General features: G+C 32.0%; 20 protein-coding genes. 13 read left to right on the top strand and 7 right to left on the bottom strand.

Annotation, left to right across the window (positions count from 1 at the left end; genetic code table 11):
* Positions 1–54 precede the first annotated feature (54 nt).
* Together PQF96_RS02105 and glyA are read right to left on the bottom strand one after the other, a co-directional pair.
* Positions 55–603: a hypothetical protein gene (locus PQF96_RS02105; protein ID WP_271764936.1), complete on the bottom strand. Its 549-nt coding sequence runs from the start codon at positions 601–603 to the stop codon at positions 55–57.
* Positions 604–881: 278 nt separating this feature from the next.
* Positions 882–2156, bottom strand: coding sequence for a serine hydroxymethyltransferase (gene glyA, locus PQF96_RS02110; RefSeq protein WP_271764937.1), 1275 nt, complete (start codon positions 2154–2156; stop codon positions 882–884).
* Positions 2157–2463: 307 nt separating this feature from the next.
* Between glyA and fahA the strand changes: the two genes are divergently transcribed.
* From fahA to PQF96_RS02135, 5 genes are all read left to right on the top strand, one after another.
* Entirely contained in the window at positions 2464–3744 is a 1281-nt protein-coding gene (gene fahA, locus PQF96_RS02115; RefSeq protein WP_109439149.1) for a fumarylacetoacetase, read from the top strand.
* 107 nt (positions 3745–3851) lie between these two features.
* On the top strand, positions 3852–5039 hold the full coding sequence (locus PQF96_RS02120) for a hypothetical protein (protein ID WP_109439150.1): 1188 nt from the start codon (positions 3852–3854) through the stop codon (positions 5037–5039).
* Positions 5040–5139: 100 nt separating this feature from the next.
* The gene (locus tag PQF96_RS02125) at positions 5140–5739 is read left to right on the top strand and encodes a Crp/Fnr family transcriptional regulator (protein ID WP_109439151.1); all 600 of its coding nucleotides are present in this window, start codon (positions 5140–5142) and stop codon (positions 5737–5739) included.
* Positions 5740–5830: 91 nt separating this feature from the next.
* Positions 5831–6106: a hypothetical protein gene (locus PQF96_RS02130; RefSeq protein WP_143916160.1), complete on the top strand. Its 276-nt coding sequence runs from the start codon at positions 5831–5833 to the stop codon at positions 6104–6106.
* Between the two features lie 35 nt (positions 6107–6141).
* Positions 6142–6576: a group III truncated hemoglobin gene (locus PQF96_RS02135; protein WP_271764938.1), complete on the top strand. Its 435-nt coding sequence runs from the start codon at positions 6142–6144 to the stop codon at positions 6574–6576.
* On the opposite strand, the gene ytxJ is transcribed toward PQF96_RS02135, so the two are convergent.
* Positions 6573–6968 carry a bacillithiol system redox-active protein YtxJ gene (gene ytxJ, locus PQF96_RS02140; RefSeq protein WP_109439154.1) on the bottom strand — a complete coding sequence of 132 codons (396 nt, stop codon included), beginning with the start codon at positions 6966–6968 and terminating at the stop codon, positions 6573–6575. The genes PQF96_RS02135 and ytxJ overlap by 4 nt on opposite strands.
* Positions 6969–7171: 203 nt before the next feature.
* Here ytxJ and clpB point away from each other — a divergent pair, with 203 nt between their 5' ends.
* The 4 genes from clpB to PQF96_RS02160 all read left to right on the top strand — a co-directional run bounded on the left by clpB (position 7172) and on the right by PQF96_RS02160 (position 11874).
* Positions 7172–9772: an ATP-dependent chaperone ClpB gene (gene clpB, locus PQF96_RS02145; RefSeq protein ID WP_109439155.1), complete on the top strand. Its 2601-nt coding sequence runs from the start codon at positions 7172–7174 to the stop codon at positions 9770–9772.
* Positions 9773–9983: 211 nt separating this feature from the next.
* The gene (locus tag PQF96_RS02150) at positions 9984–10631 is read left to right on the top strand and encodes a hypothetical protein (RefSeq protein WP_109439156.1); all 648 of its coding nucleotides are present in this window, start codon (positions 9984–9986) and stop codon (positions 10629–10631) included.
* Between the two features lie 102 nt (positions 10632–10733).
* Positions 10734–11327 carry a TetR/AcrR family transcriptional regulator gene (locus tag PQF96_RS02155; RefSeq protein ID WP_109439157.1) on the top strand — a complete coding sequence of 198 codons (594 nt, stop codon included), beginning with the start codon at positions 10734–10736 and terminating at the stop codon, positions 11325–11327.
* 64 nt (positions 11328–11391) lie between these two features.
* Entirely contained in the window at positions 11392–11874 is a 483-nt protein-coding gene (locus PQF96_RS02160) for an acyl-CoA thioesterase (protein WP_271764939.1), read from the top strand.
* Positions 11875–11885: 11 nt separating this feature from the next.
* Here PQF96_RS02160 and PQF96_RS02165 read toward each other — a convergent pair whose 3' ends face one another.
* A complete protein-coding gene (locus PQF96_RS02165; protein ID WP_160114396.1) occupies positions 11886–12044 on the bottom strand; it encodes a hypothetical protein in 159 nt (52 codons plus the stop codon).
* A gap of 97 nt (positions 12045–12141) precedes the next feature.
* Between PQF96_RS02165 and PQF96_RS02170 the strand changes: the two genes are divergently transcribed.
* Entirely contained in the window at positions 12142–12654 is a 513-nt protein-coding gene (locus PQF96_RS02170; protein WP_109439159.1) for a SixA phosphatase family protein, read from the top strand.
* Here the strand turns inward: PQF96_RS02170 and PQF96_RS02175 are convergent.
* Complete coding sequence (locus PQF96_RS02175) at positions 12647–13402, bottom strand: DUF6503 family protein (RefSeq protein ID WP_271764940.1); 756 nt, start codon at positions 13400–13402, stop codon at positions 12647–12649. The genes PQF96_RS02170 and PQF96_RS02175 overlap by 8 nt on opposite strands.
* A gap of 270 nt (positions 13403–13672) precedes the next feature.
* On the opposite strand from PQF96_RS02175, the gene PQF96_RS02180 reads away from it, so the two are divergent.
* Entirely contained in the window at positions 13673–14029 is a 357-nt protein-coding gene (locus PQF96_RS02180) for a DUF3887 domain-containing protein (RefSeq protein ID WP_271764941.1), read from the top strand.
* Positions 14030–14125: 96 nt separating this feature from the next.
* Positions 14126–14584: an SsrA-binding protein SmpB gene (gene smpB / locus PQF96_RS02185; RefSeq protein ID WP_109439161.1), complete on the top strand. Its 459-nt coding sequence runs from the start codon at positions 14126–14128 to the stop codon at positions 14582–14584.
* 17 nt (positions 14585–14601) lie between these two features.
* On the opposite strand, the gene PQF96_RS02190 is transcribed toward smpB, so the two are convergent.
* Together PQF96_RS02190 and PQF96_RS02195 are read right to left on the bottom strand one after the other, a co-directional pair.
* Positions 14602–15189, bottom strand: a complete 588-nt coding sequence (locus PQF96_RS02190) for a hypothetical protein (RefSeq protein ID WP_271764942.1) — start codon at positions 15187–15189, stop codon at positions 14602–14604.
* A gap of 13 nt (positions 15190–15202) precedes the next feature.
* Positions 15203–15844, bottom strand: a complete 642-nt coding sequence (locus PQF96_RS02195) for a protein-L-isoaspartate(D-aspartate) O-methyltransferase (RefSeq protein ID WP_271764943.1) — start codon at positions 15842–15844, stop codon at positions 15203–15205.
* A 319-nt stretch (positions 15845–16163) separates the two neighbouring features.
* Here PQF96_RS02195 and PQF96_RS02200 point away from each other — a divergent pair, with 319 nt between their 5' ends.
* The gene (locus PQF96_RS02200; RefSeq protein WP_271764944.1) at positions 16164–17123 is read left to right on the top strand and encodes a Gfo/Idh/MocA family protein; all 960 of its coding nucleotides are present in this window, start codon (positions 16164–16166) and stop codon (positions 17121–17123) included.
* Positions 17124–17144 lie beyond the last annotated feature (21 nt).

A 17144-nucleotide genomic window follows, 5' to 3' on the forward strand; every position in this document is an offset into this window, starting at 1 on the left:
ATATTTGTTCATCTGTATTGTTCTAGAATATTACATTTTGAATAAAAAGAGAGTCTAATTCTTTTTGTTTTTCATAATCCTTGATTTTCTTAATATCTCTGCATATATATTAGCTTGTTCAAGAAATTCAGTTTCCTTAAAAGTTCTTTCAAATAAGGGCTTTCCTTTATTGAGTTCTTTTATAAGTTTATAATTTTCAAAATAATATCTTCCTTCAAATTTAATTTCGAGTTTAGATGTATCAAAATGCATCCATTCTCCTGATTCATCAAAAACATCCTTAAACTTATTTTCCCGCTGATACGCAAAAAACACGTCCCCGTCTTTTAAGTAATAATCTGTTATGATAACTCCATAAGAAGGTCCCATCCATTCAGTAATTTTCACCAAATGATCACTCTCAAAAAAACCAGTAATCTGACCTCCTCCATCTGGTATATATTCCATAAATTCTTCATTATTCAAATTAATCTTTTTTAATGTTGTACTCGAATTGATACGTTGAAACTCTTTCCTGATTTTTAGAATAGATTCATCTATATTCTGTGATATACCAATAAAAGGCCATATCAATACGAATATGAGTAATTTTATATTTTTCATAACTCTATGGTGATAACCAATCCAAATTTAAATACATAATTCGTTAAAAACTTCCTTACCAGCAAATTTATTATTGGGGATAATTCTAGATCAAATCATATTTTATAATGAATCCAAAGATCAGGAATATAAAATATGTAAACTACCCTATTTCTAGTGAAAAACTGATACTATTCCTGCCGTTTCTAATAGATAATAATGTAAATCTGTTGTATTAAATACGAAAAGCGCATTATCTACTAATAAGACAATGCGCTTTAATTATTATAATTAATCTGCTAAGCTATAAATAATGGTTTGTCTGCCATCATAGCATTTACTTCGTTAGCAATATCATGTAATGCTTCTTCATTCTCTACATTAACAATTACTTTGTCAATTAATTCTACAATAGCAAGCATATCATTTTCTACAAGTCCGCGTGTAGTAACTGCAGCCACACCTATTCTAATTCCTGAAGTAACAAATGGAGATTTATCATCAAAAGGTACCATATTTTTATTTACAGTAATTTCTGCAACACCAAGAGCTTCTTCAGCCTGCTTCCCTGTTACTCCTTTATTACGTAAATCGATTAACATCATATGATTATCTGTACCTCCAGAAATCACTTCATATCCTTTTTTCACAAATGCTTCAGCCATAACTGCTGCATTTTTCTTTACTTGTACTATATAGTGCAAAAATTCATCGGTTAACGCCTCTCCAAACGCAATAGCTTTTGCAGCAATGATGTGCTCTAAAGGTCCACCTTGATTTCCTGGAAAAACAGCACTATCAAACAAAGAAGACATCATACGCTTCTTTCCACTTTTTAAAGTAATTCCAAAAGGATTTTCAAAATCTTTACCCATAAGGATCAACCCTCCTCTTGGACCTCTAAGCGTCTTATGTGTAGTCGTCGTTACTACATGACAATGCGGAACAGGATCAGAAATAACACCTTTTGCTATTAAGCCTGCTGGATGTGCAATATCAGCCATAAGAATTGCACCTACACTATCTGCAATCTCTCTAAATCTTTTATAATCGATTTCTCTTGAATATGCAGACGCTCCGGCAATGATCATTTGTGGCTTTTCTGCTGTCGCAATTTCCTGAATCTTGTCATAATTTAATTCTCCCGTCTCTTTTTCTACCCCATAAAAAACCGGGTTGTATAATTTTCCTGAAAAATTAACCGGAGATCCATGAGTCAAATGTCCTCCATGAGAAAGATCAAAACCTAATATTTTATCTCCAGGTTTAAGACATGCATGATATACCGCAGTATTCGCTTGCGAACCAGAATGTGGTTGCACATTAGCATACTCTGCTCCAAACAATTCTTTTGCACGATCAATAGCAATCTGTTCTACAACATCTACTACTGCACATCCGCCATAATAACGTTTTCCGGGATATCCCTCGGCATATTTATTAGTTAGTACAGATCCGGCAGCTTCCATCACTTGTTCACTTACAAAATTTTCTGAAGCGATAAGTTCTAATCCGTTGATCTGACGTTCTCTTTCGTCCTGAATTAAATCAAAAATTTGTTCGTCGCGTTGCATGTATTCTCAATTTGTTAATAAAAGTGCAAAAATAGGAAATACATTCATTAAATTAGATGAAATGAATAGTAATAAATATGAACATTTTCTTAACAACATAGCAGATAAGAGAATTGTATATTATCTATTTTTACTACTCTTATCGAGAAGACTCTTCAATAAGAAGGCTTAATAAATATTATTATTACAATCAATTATATTCTTTTGTAAAATTTTAATTAATTTTCACACAATTAAAAATTTTTAAACGAGCGAAAATTATATATTTGATTTTAAGAATTACCAACAATCTATTAAAAAAACAATAATGCCCATAACCGCAAATTATCCAGATAGAAAAACGTGGATTAAAACCCCTCTTAAAACTGATTTTCCAATTCAGAATATTCCTTTTGGTGTTTTCCTTACCAGGGATGATATTATTACCATAGGAACACGTATTGGTGATACTGCTATTGACTTAGGAGCTCTTCATCAGTTGGGTTATTTTGAAGGAATTCCTTTAACCGATGATATTTTTTTACAAGATTCTTTAAATGACTTTATTTCTGACGGAAAAAAAACATGGAGGTTAGTTCGTAATAGAATTGCGGATATTTTTGACGCTACCAATGACAGTCTAAAAAACAATGAAAAACATAGAAAAGAAGTATTATTCTCTCTAGATGAAATCGAAATGCAATTACCTGTTAGCATTGGAGATTATACTGATTTTTATAGTAGTATTGAGCATGCTACAAATGTAGGAAAGATGTTTAGAGATCCAGAAAATGCTCTACTTCCTAATTGGTTACACATGCCTGTTGGGTATCATGGACGAAGTAGTTCTATAATTCCATCTGGTATTCCTGTTCATCGTCCGCAAGGTCAAAAACTAACTAATGGTGCTACAGAGCCAATTTTTGGTCCTTCGAGATTAGTCGATTTCGAACTTGAAATGGCATTTATAACTACAGATGCAAATCAATTGGGAGAACCAATCCCTATTGAAGAAGCTGAGGATTATATTTTTGGGATGGTGCTTTTTAATGATTGGAGTGCAAGAGATATACAAAAATGGGAATATGTACCTCTTGGTCCTTTTTTAGGTAAAAACTTTGCCTCATCAATATCACCATGGATTGTTACTCTTGATGCATTAGAACCTTATAGAACTGAGGGTCCAAAACCATTAAAAAAACAACTGCCCTATCTTCAATATAAAGGCAAAAAGAGTTTTGACATCAATCTTGAAGTAGCTATTCAACCAGAAAAAGAAAAAGAAACTATCATATCCAGAAGTAATTTTAAACATATGTACTGGAATATGGCACAACAACTCACACATCATACCATAAATGGGTGTCCCGTTAATTCTGGAGACATGATGGGAAGTGGAACTTTATCAGGTCCAACTCCAGAATCTTATGGTTCTATGTTAGAATTAAGCTGGCGAGGAGAGAAACCAGTTCAGTTAGATTCTGGTGGAAGTCGTAAATTTGTTGAAGATAATGATACCGTGACTATAAGAGGGTATTGTGAAAAGAATGGAGTACGTATTGGGTTTGGAGAAGTTTCTACTAAATTACTTCCTGTTTTCAAAAAATAAAATAATCGCAACCGTTATAAAACCTCGGAAAACTCAATTTCGAGGTTTTTTTTATTATCTTTTGGCATTAAAGTTGATTTTATGACCCCAATCAAAATACTATTGACATGAAAAAACTATTACTTCTAGTACTTACATTTGTTTTTGCTGTTTCTTGTAGCAGTGTAAAGAAAACCGAAAAAGCACTTAATACAGGAAACTACGATCAAGCTATAAATATTGCTTTAAACAAACTTAAGACCAATAAAGATAAAAAGGGTAAGCAACCTTATATTCTTATGTTAGAACAGGCATATGCAAAAGTTATTGAGAGAGATAAAAATGCTGTAGCCTACCTAGAAAAAGAAGGGAATCCTGCAAATTTAGAACGTATTTTTAATACATATACTACTTTAAAAAGTCGACAAGAACGTATTAAGCCTCTTCTACCACTTTACCTTGTAGAAGAAGGACGTAATGCAAATTTTTCTATCGATAATTATGATCAGAGAATTATAAGTACAAAAGATAAACTTTCTAAGTACCTTTTTGATAATGCTAAAACACTTTTATCCTCTGCAAAACAAAAATCAGATTACAGAGCGGTATATGATGATTTAATATACCTTGATAAAATCACCCCTAACTATAAGAATACAAAAGAGATGATAGAAGAAGCTCATCTCAAAGGGACAGATTTTGTAAGAGTTACTATGAAAAATAACACAGACGTCATTATCCCAAGAAGATTAGAAAGTGATTTGCTAAATTTTGGTACGTATGGTCTTGATGATTTATGGACAGTATATCATAGCCAACCTCAACGTTCTGTAAAATATGATTATGCAATGGAAGTTTCCTTGAGAGAAATTAATATCTCTCCAGAGCAGATAAAAGAACGTCAACTAGAAAAGGAAAAACTAGTTAAAGATGGTTGGGAATATTTACTAGATGAAAATGATGAAATAGTGGTAGATGATAAAGGGGAAAAAGTAAAAGTAGATAAAATGGTAAAAGTTCGTTGCGAGTATTATGAATTCACTCAGTTTAAAGCAGCGAATGTAGTGGGTAATGTTCAATACAGAAATCTTAGAACCAGACAACTTTTAGAAACTTTCCCTATATCTAGTGAATATGTATTTCAACATATTTATGCCAATTATAGTGGTGATAAACGTGCATTAGAAGATGGTTTACTGGGATATCTGGGACTTAAAGCAGTTCAATTTCCATCTAATGAGCAAATGGTTTATGACTCAGGTGAAGATTTAAAAAATAAACTAAAGAATATTATTACTAATTATCGTTTTAAATAGTAACGATAGACCTCTTGTCTTGCACAACAAGATTTTTTATAGTATTAGCCATATCACTATTGAATTTTGACGGATAATATGATCCATAGAAAAATTTAGCATGATAGATAATGAAAAATTACTTAACTCGGGGGCTGTTTTAAAAAAATATAAACGAGGTGAACAACTTTTTGAAGAAGGCACTATAGCTCGCTATTATTATCAGGTGCATGCTGGCGAGATTAAAATGAATAACTATAATGAAGAAGGCAAAGAGTACATACAAGGTATTTTTGCAAAAGAAAAGAGTTTTGGTGAACCTCCTTTATTTTCAGATTTCAAATACCCTGCGAATGCAGAAGCAATTATAGATTCTGAGGTTTGGCAATTATCCAAGGAGAAATTTTTAAAACTCTTAGAAGAAAACCCTAAGATTCATTATAAATTTACCAGCACACTTGCTTCTCGTTTGTATTACAAAGCTATTATGGTTTCAGAAATATCAACTCAGGAACCAGAGCATCGTATTTTAAGAATATTAGATTATTTTAAAAAGAATAATGATCCCCAAATAACATCTTCAAAAACATATAAAGTAGAACTCACAAGACAACAACTTGCCGATTTAACCGGATTACGTGTAGAAACCGTAATAAGGAGCATTAAAAAGTTAGAGCAAAAAGGAGAACTTTTAATCAAAAATCGAAAAGTTTATCGATAAATCAGTGGTTCTACTAGCTTTATGATCTTGATCATAAATCCATACCTCTTCCTTGAAATACCTTTGTAATATATATCTAAAATCTATTGTTATGTATTCAAGGTTATTAAAAGATTTCAAAGAAATGTATATGGCATATATACCATTAATGATCATACTTTCCAGTTGTCTGGGATCAGTTGCTGCAATGGTTATTCTTATGCAAGATCGATCTACAGCACAAGTTATAGAACTTTCTCTTTGTGTGATCGCGTGCATGACATTTAACGCCTCTATTTTAGCTCAAATGAAAGCCAAAATAGTATTTAATTTACTAATAGTTAGTTTACTTATTAATAGCGTTATTATCCTTTTAAGTCTCATATAAACTAACAGACTTATGAATATTGAAAATTTGAGTCTATGAAAAGTGATATAAGGAGTAGAGATGATGTTTATCTATTAATCACCTCATTCTATTCAAAAATTAGAGAAGAACCTACACTTGGTCCTCTTTTTAATCATGTAATCCAGGATTGGGATGCACATCTAGAAAGGTTAACTGACTTCTGGGAAACCAATCTTTTATTTGTTGCAAAATATAAAGGTAATCCTATCAAAGTACACCAAGAAGTCGATCAAGTTTTTAAGGGTACTATTACAGAAAAACACTTTGGTATTTGGCTTAACATATGGATAGAAACACTTGATAAACTCTTTTTTGGAGAAAAAGTAGAACTTGCAAAAAGAAGAGCCCGAAAAATGTCAACTCACCTATTCATAAAAATGTTTGAGTCTAGAAATTCTAATAAAACAATATGCCCATTTCTAAATGAAAAAAGCAAAAATGCTTTTTAAATATATTGATGTAAAACCTGAGGTGTAATCATACTATGTGAAGAATGATGAACCACTACTCCATTGCGAATTACAATAAATTGTGGTGACTCATGAAAAACCTGAAATTTTGCAGACACCTCTGAAGAAACATCTCTATGATTCAATAAATCTAAATAATAAAGATCTACCTGACTCTCTGTTAGATCAAAACTACTTTCAAAATTTCTAATCACCATTCTACTAATTCCACATCGTGTAGAATGTTTAAAAATTGCTTGTGTTTTAGTCTTTGAAGCTTCTGCTATTTTATCCAATTGAGGTATCGAATTAAGCTCTTGCCATGGTAGAGCTTGTTTTTCTTCTTTAGATTCTTTCTCTTCAGATCCAAATAATTTACCTAATATTCCCATTGTTATTTCTTATACTAAATTATTGCAAACTTAGTCAAATGCATTTTAAAACTGACTATAATTATTTATTTGTCGTTGTAAAACCCTTAACTTTACATTTAGCCAAAAAGTCAGTAAACCTCGAGAAAAAACAGACATTTTGACGTGTTTTTATTGTCGGAATATTATTTGATTTCCTACACTAGAACTCAAAATATAACCCTATGAATTTTAATAATTTCACCATAAAATCACAAGAAGCCATACAGCAAGCACAACAACTTGCTCAAGGGTTCGGACATCAGCAAATAGAAAATGAACATATTTTTAAAGCCATTTTTAATGTAGACGAAAATGTTTTACCATTTCTACTTAAAAAACTTAATGTAAATATTAATCTATTACAACAAGTTTTAGATAGTACGTTAGAAAGTTTTCCAAAAGTAAGCGGAGGAGAATTGCAATTGTCTCGAGAAGCTGGTTCTTCATTAAACGAAGCTAGCATCATTGCAAAAAAGATGAACGATGAATACGTTTCTATCGAACATTTAGTCATTGCAATTTTTAAATCAAAAAGTAAGATCGCACAAATCCTAAAAGATCAAGGAGTCACAGAAAAACATCTTACCGAAGCCATTAGCGAAATAAGAAAAGGAGAACGAGTAACATCTCAAAACGCAGAAGAAACATATCAAGCATTAAGCAAATATGCCAAAAACCTTAATGAAATGGCAGAAAGCGGGAAATTGGATCCTGTAATTGGCCGTGATGAGGAAATTAGAAGAGTGCTACAAATCTTATCTCGTCGTACCAAAAACAACCCAATGCTGGTTGGAGAACCTGGTGTTGGTAAAACTGCTATTGCCGAAGGATTAGCACATCGAATTATCGCTGGAGATATTCCAGAAAACCTGAGAGATAAACAAATTTTTTCCCTGGATATGGGTGCCTTAATTGCTGGCGCAAAATTTAAAGGTGAATTTGAAGAACGTTTAAAATCTGTAGTCAAAGAAGTAACCTCTAGCGATGGAGATATTGTACTATTTATTGACGAAATACATACTTTGGTAGGTGCCGGCGGTGGCCAAGGGGCAATGGATGCCGCCAACATCCTTAAACCAGCTTTAGCAAGAGGAGAGTTACGAGCGATAGGAGCTACAACACTAGATGAATACCAAAAATATTTTGAAAAAGATAAAGCTTTAGAAAGACGTTTTCAAAGGGTAGTTGTGGATGAACCAGATACAGAAAGTGCTATTTCAATTCTTAGAGGTATTAAAGAAAAATACGAAACACATCATAAAGTTCGTATAAAAGATGAAGCCATCATTTCTGCAGTTGAATTATCCCAGCGCTACATAACTAACAGGTTTTTACCCGACAAGGCTATTGACTTAATGGATGAGGCTGCTTCTAAATTACGAATGGAAATCAACTCAAAACCTGAAGAATTAGATGTATTAGATCGAAAAGTTATGCAACTCGAGATTGAAATCGAAGCTATAAAACGAGAAGATGATCATCTAAAATTAAAAACATTAAATGCTGATCTTGCTAATATCAAGGAAGAACGTAATGAAATTTTCTCAAAATGGCAAAGTGAAAAAGAAGTCGTTGATGCCATACAAAATGCCAAAACAGATATAGAAGAATATAAACTTGAAGCTGAACGAGCAGAGCGAAATGGTGATTATGGGAAAGTTGCAGAATTACGTTATGGAAAAATAAAAGAAGTACAGGAAAAACTGGACGAACTTCAAACACAACTAAATGAACAACAGAGTAAATCTTCTCTTATCAAAGAAGAAGTTACCAATGATGATATCGCAGAAGTTGTTGCCAAATGGACAGGCATACCCGTTACCAAAATGCTACAAAGCGAACGAGAAAAATTACTTGTATTAGAAGAAGAACTTCAAAAACGAGTTGTTGGTCAAACTGAAGCCATACAAGCAGTTAGTGATGCAGTACGTCGAAGTCGTGCCGGTTTACAGGATCAGAAAAAACCCATTGGATCGTTCTTATTTCTGGGAACTACCGGAGTGGGTAAAACTGAATTAGCAAAAGCTTTAGCAGAATATCTCTTTAATGATGAAAGCTCCATTACTCGTATAGACATGAGTGAATATCAAGAGCGACACTCTGTAAGCAGATTAATGGGAGCTCCTCCAGGATATGTTGGATATGATGAAGGAGGACAATTAACTGAAGCTGTAAGAAGAAAACCATATTCTGTGGTATTACTCGATGAAATAGAGAAAGCACACCCTGATACATTTAATGTACTCTTACAAGTATTAGACGAAGGTCGATTAACAGATAACAAAGGTAGAACAGCCGATTTCAGAAACACCATCATCATTATGACCAGTAATATCGGGAGCCATATCATTCAGGAAAAATTTGAAACTATTAAAGATATGGATTCTGCGATGGAAGCGGCCAAAGTTGAAGTTCTTGGATTACTAAAACAAGCTGTTCGCCCAGAGTTTCTAAACAGAATAGACGACATTGTGATGTTTTCTCCATTAACCAAATCCAACATAAAGGAGATTGTAAAACTTCAACTAAAACATGTTTCAAAAATGCTAGTGGAACAACAAATTACTTTAGATGCCACAGAACAAGCAATAACATATCTCGCAGAAAGAGGTTTCCAGCCAGAGTTTGGAGCAAGACCCGTTAAACGTACAATACAAAAAGAAGTGCTAAACAAGCTATCAAAAGAAATTCTAGCAGGCAAAGTATCTACTGAAAACATAATCCTACTAGATGAATTTGATAATAATTTAGTTTTTAGAAATCAAGAGAATTTAGTTTCTTGACCGGGAAAAATCCCCTGAATTTTATGACAAAACAAGCAATCTACCTGGAAAAAGTAGATTGCTTGTATATTTTTAAACAAAAAAATAAAAAAAGTAAATATCGTTAGACTGCATGAATTACGGTTTTACCGTAGATATTAACAAAATTATTCCTACATGGTTAATAACTAAATAATGAAAAAAAAGAGGTTTTGAGTACATTGCTCCCTCAATGAAACCAACTATAGTATTAGTACTTCTTCTGACCTCATTTATCTCCCTGGGCCAAACCAGAAAAGGAGCATTATCTGATATTCGCAATAAATATCAATTAATCAGAGAATTAGTAGACACAAACACTCTAAGACAACATCATACAGAATACTCTTGTGAAGAAGCAATAGAAAAAGGAGGTCTTACTTTTTATTACAATGGTAATGAACTAAAACACATCATACATACTCATACCAAAGGGCATGTAAAATATCGTGATGAATTCTATATCTGGGATGATGAACTATTCTTCCAGTACGCAACACATAAGATCTCGTACAAGGATTATGAAAGAAGTAAATCAGGAAAGCGTCAACTTGTAGATGTTATATTAACTCTTGAAGAGCGTTTCTATTTCAAAGAAAGAAACGTTATAAAATGCCAATTTAAAGACTTTGAAAATAGAAGTAATCGACCTAAAGAGATTAAAACAAATAATGTGAGAAATGTGAATGTTGGGTGTGATCAAGCGCAAAGTGCTCTCAAAAAATTTGATTTATTATTACGTTATCAGGATATGGAAATTGAAGATGCTTGTAACTTACCAAAAAGCATTACAAAAATAGAACCTCTCGATGGTATTTATGGCAATCTAGGTCATAATTAGCAACTTTACTTTTTTCTGTTTTTTAATTATCTAAAAATTATTTTACTTTAAAATATACCAATAGGTATATTTTTTGTACATTTAAACTCATTTTACTAAGAAATGCTTACAAAAGCCGAACAGACAACAGAATTTATTATTCAGACCGTTGCGCCAATTTTTAATAAAAATGGATACGCAGCTACAAGTCTTAGTGATATCACTAAGGCTACAGGATTAACTAAAGGCGCTATTTATGGTAACTTTAAAAATAAAGAAGAATTAGCTGTTGCTGCATTTAATGCTACAGTAAAAAATATGCTTCGCAGGATCACAGATCACCAATCTTTAAGTAACTCTTCTCTGGAAAAATTATTTCTAATTACCGATTTTTATCGAAATTATTATAACTACAGTCAAGAATTAGGAGGTTGTCCGGTTCTAAATATGGGAGTAGATGCCAAACATCAAAACCCTTTATTACTCGAACGGGTAAGATATACAATCACAAAAATAAAAAGTAATCTTGCAAAGATTATTGAAAACGGCCAAAAACATGGAGAGATAAACTCTAAAATAGACCCTATATTATATGCAAAAAGATTATACACAATGATTATTGGTGCTATTTTTATGACGCATACCCTAGAAGATAACAGTTATCTTCTGGAAACTATGGATCAAGTTGATGAAATAATTAACAACGAACTTAAATAATAACTTTTTTTTAATCTACAATATACCAATTGGTATATTATTAAAATTAATAAATAACAGACATATGAAATTACTTAAAGTACTAGAAAGTAAAGCAAAAATAAGATTTCAGGATTGCGACCCTTTTAATCACCTGAACAACGCTGCTTATATCAATTATATGATCAATGCCCGAGAGGATCAAATTGACAAATATTACAATCTTGATATTTTCACACTAGCAAAGACAAAAGGTATAAGTTGGGTAGTCGGCACAAACCAGATTGCATATATCAAGCCTGCCTTATTAATGGAAAATGTAATTATAGATTCTCAACTGATCCAACACACAGAGAATCAATTGCATGTAGAAATCAGAATGTGGAATCAAGACAAAACTGAATTAAAAGCTATATTGTGGAGTACTTTTGTACACTTTAATTTATTAAAGCAAAAACGTTGGAATCATGATACTCAACTCATGGAATTATTCAAAAATATCGAAGAACCAATTGCAGCATCCAGTTTTGAAGAAAGAATTTCACAATTAAAACCACAAAAAGTGTAACATTTATATTTTTATGGGGTCTTATATAAACATGCAACCACATAAAACCAAGCCATATGAGATCTTCTGGCGATTTGGGCTCCTCTAACAAAAAGAGAAGCTCCTATACCTATATCTATATAGGATTTTTTATCATAGCCATTCTGTCTATGATCATTGTTATTTGGCAAATGGGAATGTTAGAATAATCCAATCAGATACGAAAATAACCGTTTATTACTTTTGTAATAGTTATTTTCGTATCTGATTTAATAGTTACATTATATTATGAGAGCAATATTAGTTTTAAGCATTTTTCTTTCTTCATTTTTAAGTTTAGCTCAGAACACAGGAGCATCACAGGATCTTACAACTACGTATTTCTTTATACGACATGCCGAAAAAGACCTTAGTGATCCCAAAAACAGGAATCCTAAACTTACGGATGAAGGAAACGCAAGGGCAGAAAACTGGGCGAAAATGCTTGTTGACACTACTATTGATATGATATACTCTACTGATTATATCAGAACGCAAAAAACCGCTGAACCTATAGCAAAAAGTAAAAATTTACAAGTAACACTATATGATCCCAGAAATCTAAATGATCCTGAGTTTCAGCAAAAAACTAAAGGAAAAACAGTTGTCGTTGTTGGTCATAGCAATACTACTCCTGCTTTTGTAAACAAAATCATGGGTAAAGAAAAATATAGTGCAATTGATGAAAAAGTTTATGGCAAAGTATTTATTATAAAAATTACTGGAGATATTATTACAGATACTGTACTTACAATTAATTAACGATATCCTTTTCAAGATACACATAAATATCTTCTAGCTCTATTTTCGAAAGTAACTTCAGTTGTTTCTGCTCAAATAATTGATCTAGTTTTTCTAATGGAGTTTTTAGATCGTCTGTTTTATAATTCTTATAATCCACAAACCGTATACCATTAATAACCCTTGAATTATATGCCTCTCTAAAACGTATTCCTCCTCCATTAACTGCATATTTATAAGCTAGATAATCTATTGTAAAATCTTCTTTATTTATCCAATATAAAAATTCATCTTCAAAATCAGTTCCTCCACCTTCTTGAGCAAAAGTGACTTTGATCTTATAATACCCTTCATTATCAATAGTTGATTCGCCTATTAACTCTTTTTGTACGGCAGGAGCATTAAGTCCATAAGGTAAGTTTGCAAAGTAATGCACAGAATTTACCCCATCACTAATTCTGGTTACTAATGAATCAGTAATTTCCACAGGACAATTTTCAATAGTACGCTTCAAACCAGCATTACTCACAATATCATGAATCAATCCATTTGGTCCATCCACAAATCTTTCTAATGCATAGATTCCTTCTCCTCTTTCACTTCTATATTGTTTTCCTCTAAATGTAAAATGCATAATTGCATTATCAAATCTATGACCTCCAGCATGATCTATAGCTTTGTCTATAATTTCTGTTGCAGAAAACTGGGGCAAAACCAAAGTGAATGAAGCTAAAGCTATAATCAATAATAAAAGTGAATACCTTTTCATAACAATCATTAAAAAAACTAAATTAAACTTTACAGGATAAATTACTGTCACAATTTTGTTAAACCCCAATTACATAAAAATTAAGGTCACACAAAATTCAATAGTGTTTATCGCCCTATTAGACGGTACCCATATAACATACTTACTCATTAACTTCACTTTTTATACCCCAAAAAGAGGATTAGGTAATTATCTGTTTTTTAGCCTTATTTTTTTAAATCTTAAAAAAGATAATTATTTTGCACTTTCAAAACCCCAAATGTTAATGCTATGAAATATATAGTTCTACTTATAATTTGTTTTTCTACTCAGCACATCCTAGCTCAGGATGCTACTGCATATGAAAATACTATAAAAGCTTTTCAAGAAAACTTTAATGCGCAGAATGTAGATGCCATTTTTGCGTTATATACTCCCGAAATGCAAGAAACCATGACAAAAGAAGGAGTGAAACGTTTTGTGAATGGATGTCATGAGCAATTTGGAAACCTAAAAAACCTTACTTTCATACAGACAGCAGAAAATATCAATAGCTACACGGCAGAATTTGAAAAAATAAGTTTGGTAATGGAGCTTCTGTTAAGCCCCAATGGTAAGATTGCCACAATACAATTTCAAGAACCATAGAAAGTATTTAAAATATTCACTTTTGATGTAAAGCTTTCTTTCGAGAAAGCTTTGTACTTTTGCATTCATTTATAAAAGTATCTCGAATTCACAAACATGAATCCAAATAAAATCAATATACTCAACCGTAAAGCAAAATTCGAATATGAATTTCTGGATAAATATACAGCAGGAATTAAATTAGCTGGAACCGAAATCAAAGCAATACGCGAAGGTAAAGCAGGTATTGCAGAAAGTTTTTGTGAATTTAATAACGGTGAGCTTTTTGTAATCAACATGCATATAGAAGAATATTCACATGCCACATATTTTAATCACAACCCCAAAAGTGAAAGAAAATTACTTCTGAATAAAAAAGAATTAAAAAAATTAGAAAAAGAAGTAAAAAATTCTGGATTAACCATTATCCCTACCCGTTTATTTATTAATGATCGTGGATTAGCCAAGTTAAATATTGCACTTGCTCGTGGTAAAAAAATGTATGACAAAAGAGAAACGATTAAAGATCGTGATAATAAAAGAGCTCTGGATCGTATTAAAAAAGATTTTAGATAACTTGAATATATTCTTATTTATCTTATTCCATTAATTCTATTATATTCCTGACGTTCTTTTTCTTGTAAAAGAACATTATCCGGATCTGCATCCAATTCTTTCAAGGTTTCAACATAATTAGGGTAATCTCTATATTTTAACTGCATCAATATAGAACTCGGCATTAAAAACAATAAGCAACACACCACTCCTAACACAACTGATCTTAAAAGTATTCCCGCATACACCTCTTTCTTTCCCAACCATAGTTTTATCAAGCTCACTACTAAAATTATGGATGTTATCCCCCCTCCGATCAACAAATTTTGATTCGCAAAAGGCCATTTAAATATTTTAAAAAGTATCCCTAAAACTATGATTGAAAACCCTATCCCTGCTCCTATTGTAGCAAAAATTCTGACCCCGGGAATTCCTCTGAAGGATTCTTTTCTAAACATTTCATGAAACTTCACTCCATTAAGTAATGCAAAACTAAAATAGAAATAGAAACCAGAAAGTGTTACAAGAGACAATATTGCAATAATAGCTCCAAAAGGCAAGTTCAATACAAATAGTAAGATTCCAAAAATAATTAAGGCTCCTAAAATTATTTCAGTTTTTTTCATAATACAAACTTGATCAATTCTTATCTTCTAATAAAGGAACAAATCTAAATTCTCCAAACTCTCGCTTTTCAAATTCAGTTTCATTTTTGCGAATAAAAAGAGTCATAATTTGTACATCTTCTCCTACGGGGATTACCAACCTTCCATTAATTTGTAACTGGCTTAATAATGGTTTAGGAACATAAGGAGCACCCGCTGTCACGATAATTGCATCATAAGGTGCATGCTCTGATAAGCCTTTATACCCATCACCAAACGATAAATGCTTAGGGCGATATCCAAGTTTGGATAAAAACAATTTTGTTTTTTTAAACAATTCTTTTTGGCGTTCAATACTATAAACTTTTGCTCCTAATTCACATAATACAGCTGTCTGATAGCCCGATCCTGTTCCTATTTCTAATACCATATCCCCCCTTTTGATTTCCAATAATTCACTTTGAAAAGCTACAGTATAAGGTTGAGAAATTGTTTGATCTGCAGCTATAGGAAAAGCTTTATCCTGATAAGCATGATCTTCAAACCCAGAATCCATAAATAAATGTCTGGGTATCTTTTCTATAGCAGATAGCACAGCTTTATTCTTGATTCCTTTCTTAATTAATACTTCAACTAACTGTTTTCTTTTTCCGGCATGTCTAAGGGTATCTTTCACTATCTTGATGGTTATTTAGAGGGCTAAAATTACATAAACATTTTATCTGTTTAAATATTTTGAGTTGAAAATATTACAAAAATTTACTCTTTGCAATTAGATCAATTATTTATAGAATTAAGAGTATAATGATTTATGATTTCGAAAACAAATAAAACAAAAATTATCGTTTTTATATATTCTAAAAATGCTCATTTAAAAAACATTTAGTTGAAGTATTTACAACTTATTCCCCTTTTAGAATTAAAATTTTAGATTTTAGATATAATTAGGATTTAAAATTTATAAATAATACTATTTTTGTGTAAAATCTTGAATTATGCTCAAAGCCGGAGTACTCGGTGCGGGACACCTTGGTAAAATCCATTTACGTCTTTTAGAACAGTCAGAAAATTACAATCTTATAGGTTTCTATGATGCTAGTCAAAGTCAGGCTAAATCTATCGTTGAAGAGTTTGGATATCAATTATTCAATTCTGTAGAAGAACTCATAGATGCTGTTGATGTGGTTGATATTGTAACCCCAACTTTTGCTCATTTTGAAGTAGCAAAACAAGCTATTAAAGCAGGCAAGCACGTTTTTATAGAAAAACCAATCACCAATACTGTTGTAGAAGCTCAACAACTTATTGAGCTGGCAAATACACATGGTGTTAAAGGACAAGTAGGTCATGTAGAACGTTTTAATCCTGCATACACTGCTGTCGCTAACAAAATAGACAACCCTATGTTTATTGAATCTCATAGATTAGCAGAGTTTAATCCCAGAGGAACAGATGTTCCTGTTGTTTTGGATCTTATGATTCATGATATTGATGCTATTCTAAGTGTTGTTCATTCTGAAGTAAAACATATTAGTGCTAGTGGCGTTTCAGTAATTAGCGAAACTCCGGATATTGCAAACGCTCGTATCGAATTTGAAAATGGCTGTGTAGCTAATCTTACAGCTAGTAGAATTTCGTTAAAGAATATGAGAAAATCTAGATTTTTTCAACGTGACGCATACATTTCTGTCGATTTCTTTGAGAAAAAATGTGAGGTTGTCAAGATGAAAGATGCACCAGAAACTCCTGATGATTTTGCCATGATTTTACAAAACGCAGAAGGCATCAAAAAACAAATATATTTTGACAACCCTAATGTACCTTCTAATAATGCAATATTGGATGAACTAGATACTTTTGCCGAAGCTATAAAAAATGACTCAATTCCTATCGTTTCATTAGAACAAGGAAAAAAAGCGTTAGAAGTAGCATTAAAAATCATTGACTGTTTCTAGCGCTAATACAAAATTTACACA

The organism is Aquimarina algiphila (assembly GCF_947494415.1).
Lineage (GTDB): Bacteria > Bacteroidota > Bacteroidia > Flavobacteriales > Flavobacteriaceae > Aquimarina > Aquimarina algiphila.

What these genes read in the sequence shown, in the direction of transcription:
- glyA (WP_271764937.1), bottom strand. Translation starts at nt 2,156, where the DNA reads ATGCAACGCGACGAACAAATTTTTGATTTAATTCAGGACGAAAGAGAA.
- PQF96_RS02105 (WP_271764936.1), bottom strand. Translation starts at nt 603, where the DNA reads ATGAAAAATATAAAATTACTCATATTCGTATTGATATGGCCTTTTATT.
- PQF96_RS02180 (WP_271764941.1), top strand. Translation starts at nt 13,673, where the DNA reads ATGAAATATATAGTTCTACTTATAATTTGTTTTTCTACTCAGCACATC.
- PQF96_RS02120 (WP_109439150.1), top strand. Translation starts at nt 3,852, where the DNA reads ATGAAAAAACTATTACTTCTAGTACTTACATTTGTTTTTGCTGTTTCT.
- fahA (WP_109439149.1), top strand. Translation starts at nt 2,464, where the DNA reads ATGCCCATAACCGCAAATTATCCAGATAGAAAAACGTGGATTAAAACC.
- clpB (WP_109439155.1), top strand. Translation starts at nt 7,172, where the DNA reads ATGAATTTTAATAATTTCACCATAAAATCACAAGAAGCCATACAGCAA.
- PQF96_RS02135 (WP_271764938.1), top strand. Translation starts at nt 6,142, where the DNA reads ATGAAAAGTGATATAAGGAGTAGAGATGATGTTTATCTATTAATCACC.
- PQF96_RS02175 (WP_271764940.1), bottom strand. Translation starts at nt 13,402, where the DNA reads ATGAAAAGGTATTCACTTTTATTATTGATTATAGCTTTAGCTTCATTC.
- PQF96_RS02160 (WP_271764939.1), top strand. Translation starts at nt 11,392, where the DNA reads ATGAAATTACTTAAAGTACTAGAAAGTAAAGCAAAAATAAGATTTCAG.
- PQF96_RS02125 (WP_109439151.1), top strand. Translation starts at nt 5,140, where the DNA reads ATGATAGATAATGAAAAATTACTTAACTCGGGGGCTGTTTTAAAAAAA.
- PQF96_RS02150 (WP_109439156.1), top strand. Translation starts at nt 9,984, where the DNA reads ATGAAACCAACTATAGTATTAGTACTTCTTCTGACCTCATTTATCTCC.
- ytxJ (WP_109439154.1), bottom strand. Translation starts at nt 6,968, where the DNA reads ATGGGAATATTAGGTAAATTATTTGGATCTGAAGAGAAAGAATCTAAA.
- smpB (WP_109439161.1), top strand. Translation starts at nt 14,126, where the DNA reads ATGAATCCAAATAAAATCAATATACTCAACCGTAAAGCAAAATTCGAA.
- PQF96_RS02200 (WP_271764944.1), top strand. Translation starts at nt 16,164, where the DNA reads ATGCTCAAAGCCGGAGTACTCGGTGCGGGACACCTTGGTAAAATCCAT.
- PQF96_RS02130 (WP_143916160.1), top strand. Translation starts at nt 5,831, where the DNA reads ATGTATTCAAGGTTATTAAAAGATTTCAAAGAAATGTATATGGCATAT.
- PQF96_RS02190 (WP_271764942.1), bottom strand. Translation starts at nt 15,189, where the DNA reads ATGAAAAAAACTGAAATAATTTTAGGAGCCTTAATTATTTTTGGAATC.
- PQF96_RS02170 (WP_109439159.1), top strand. Translation starts at nt 12,142, where the DNA reads ATGAGAGCAATATTAGTTTTAAGCATTTTTCTTTCTTCATTTTTAAGT.
- PQF96_RS02155 (WP_109439157.1), top strand. Translation starts at nt 10,734, where the DNA reads ATGCTTACAAAAGCCGAACAGACAACAGAATTTATTATTCAGACCGTT.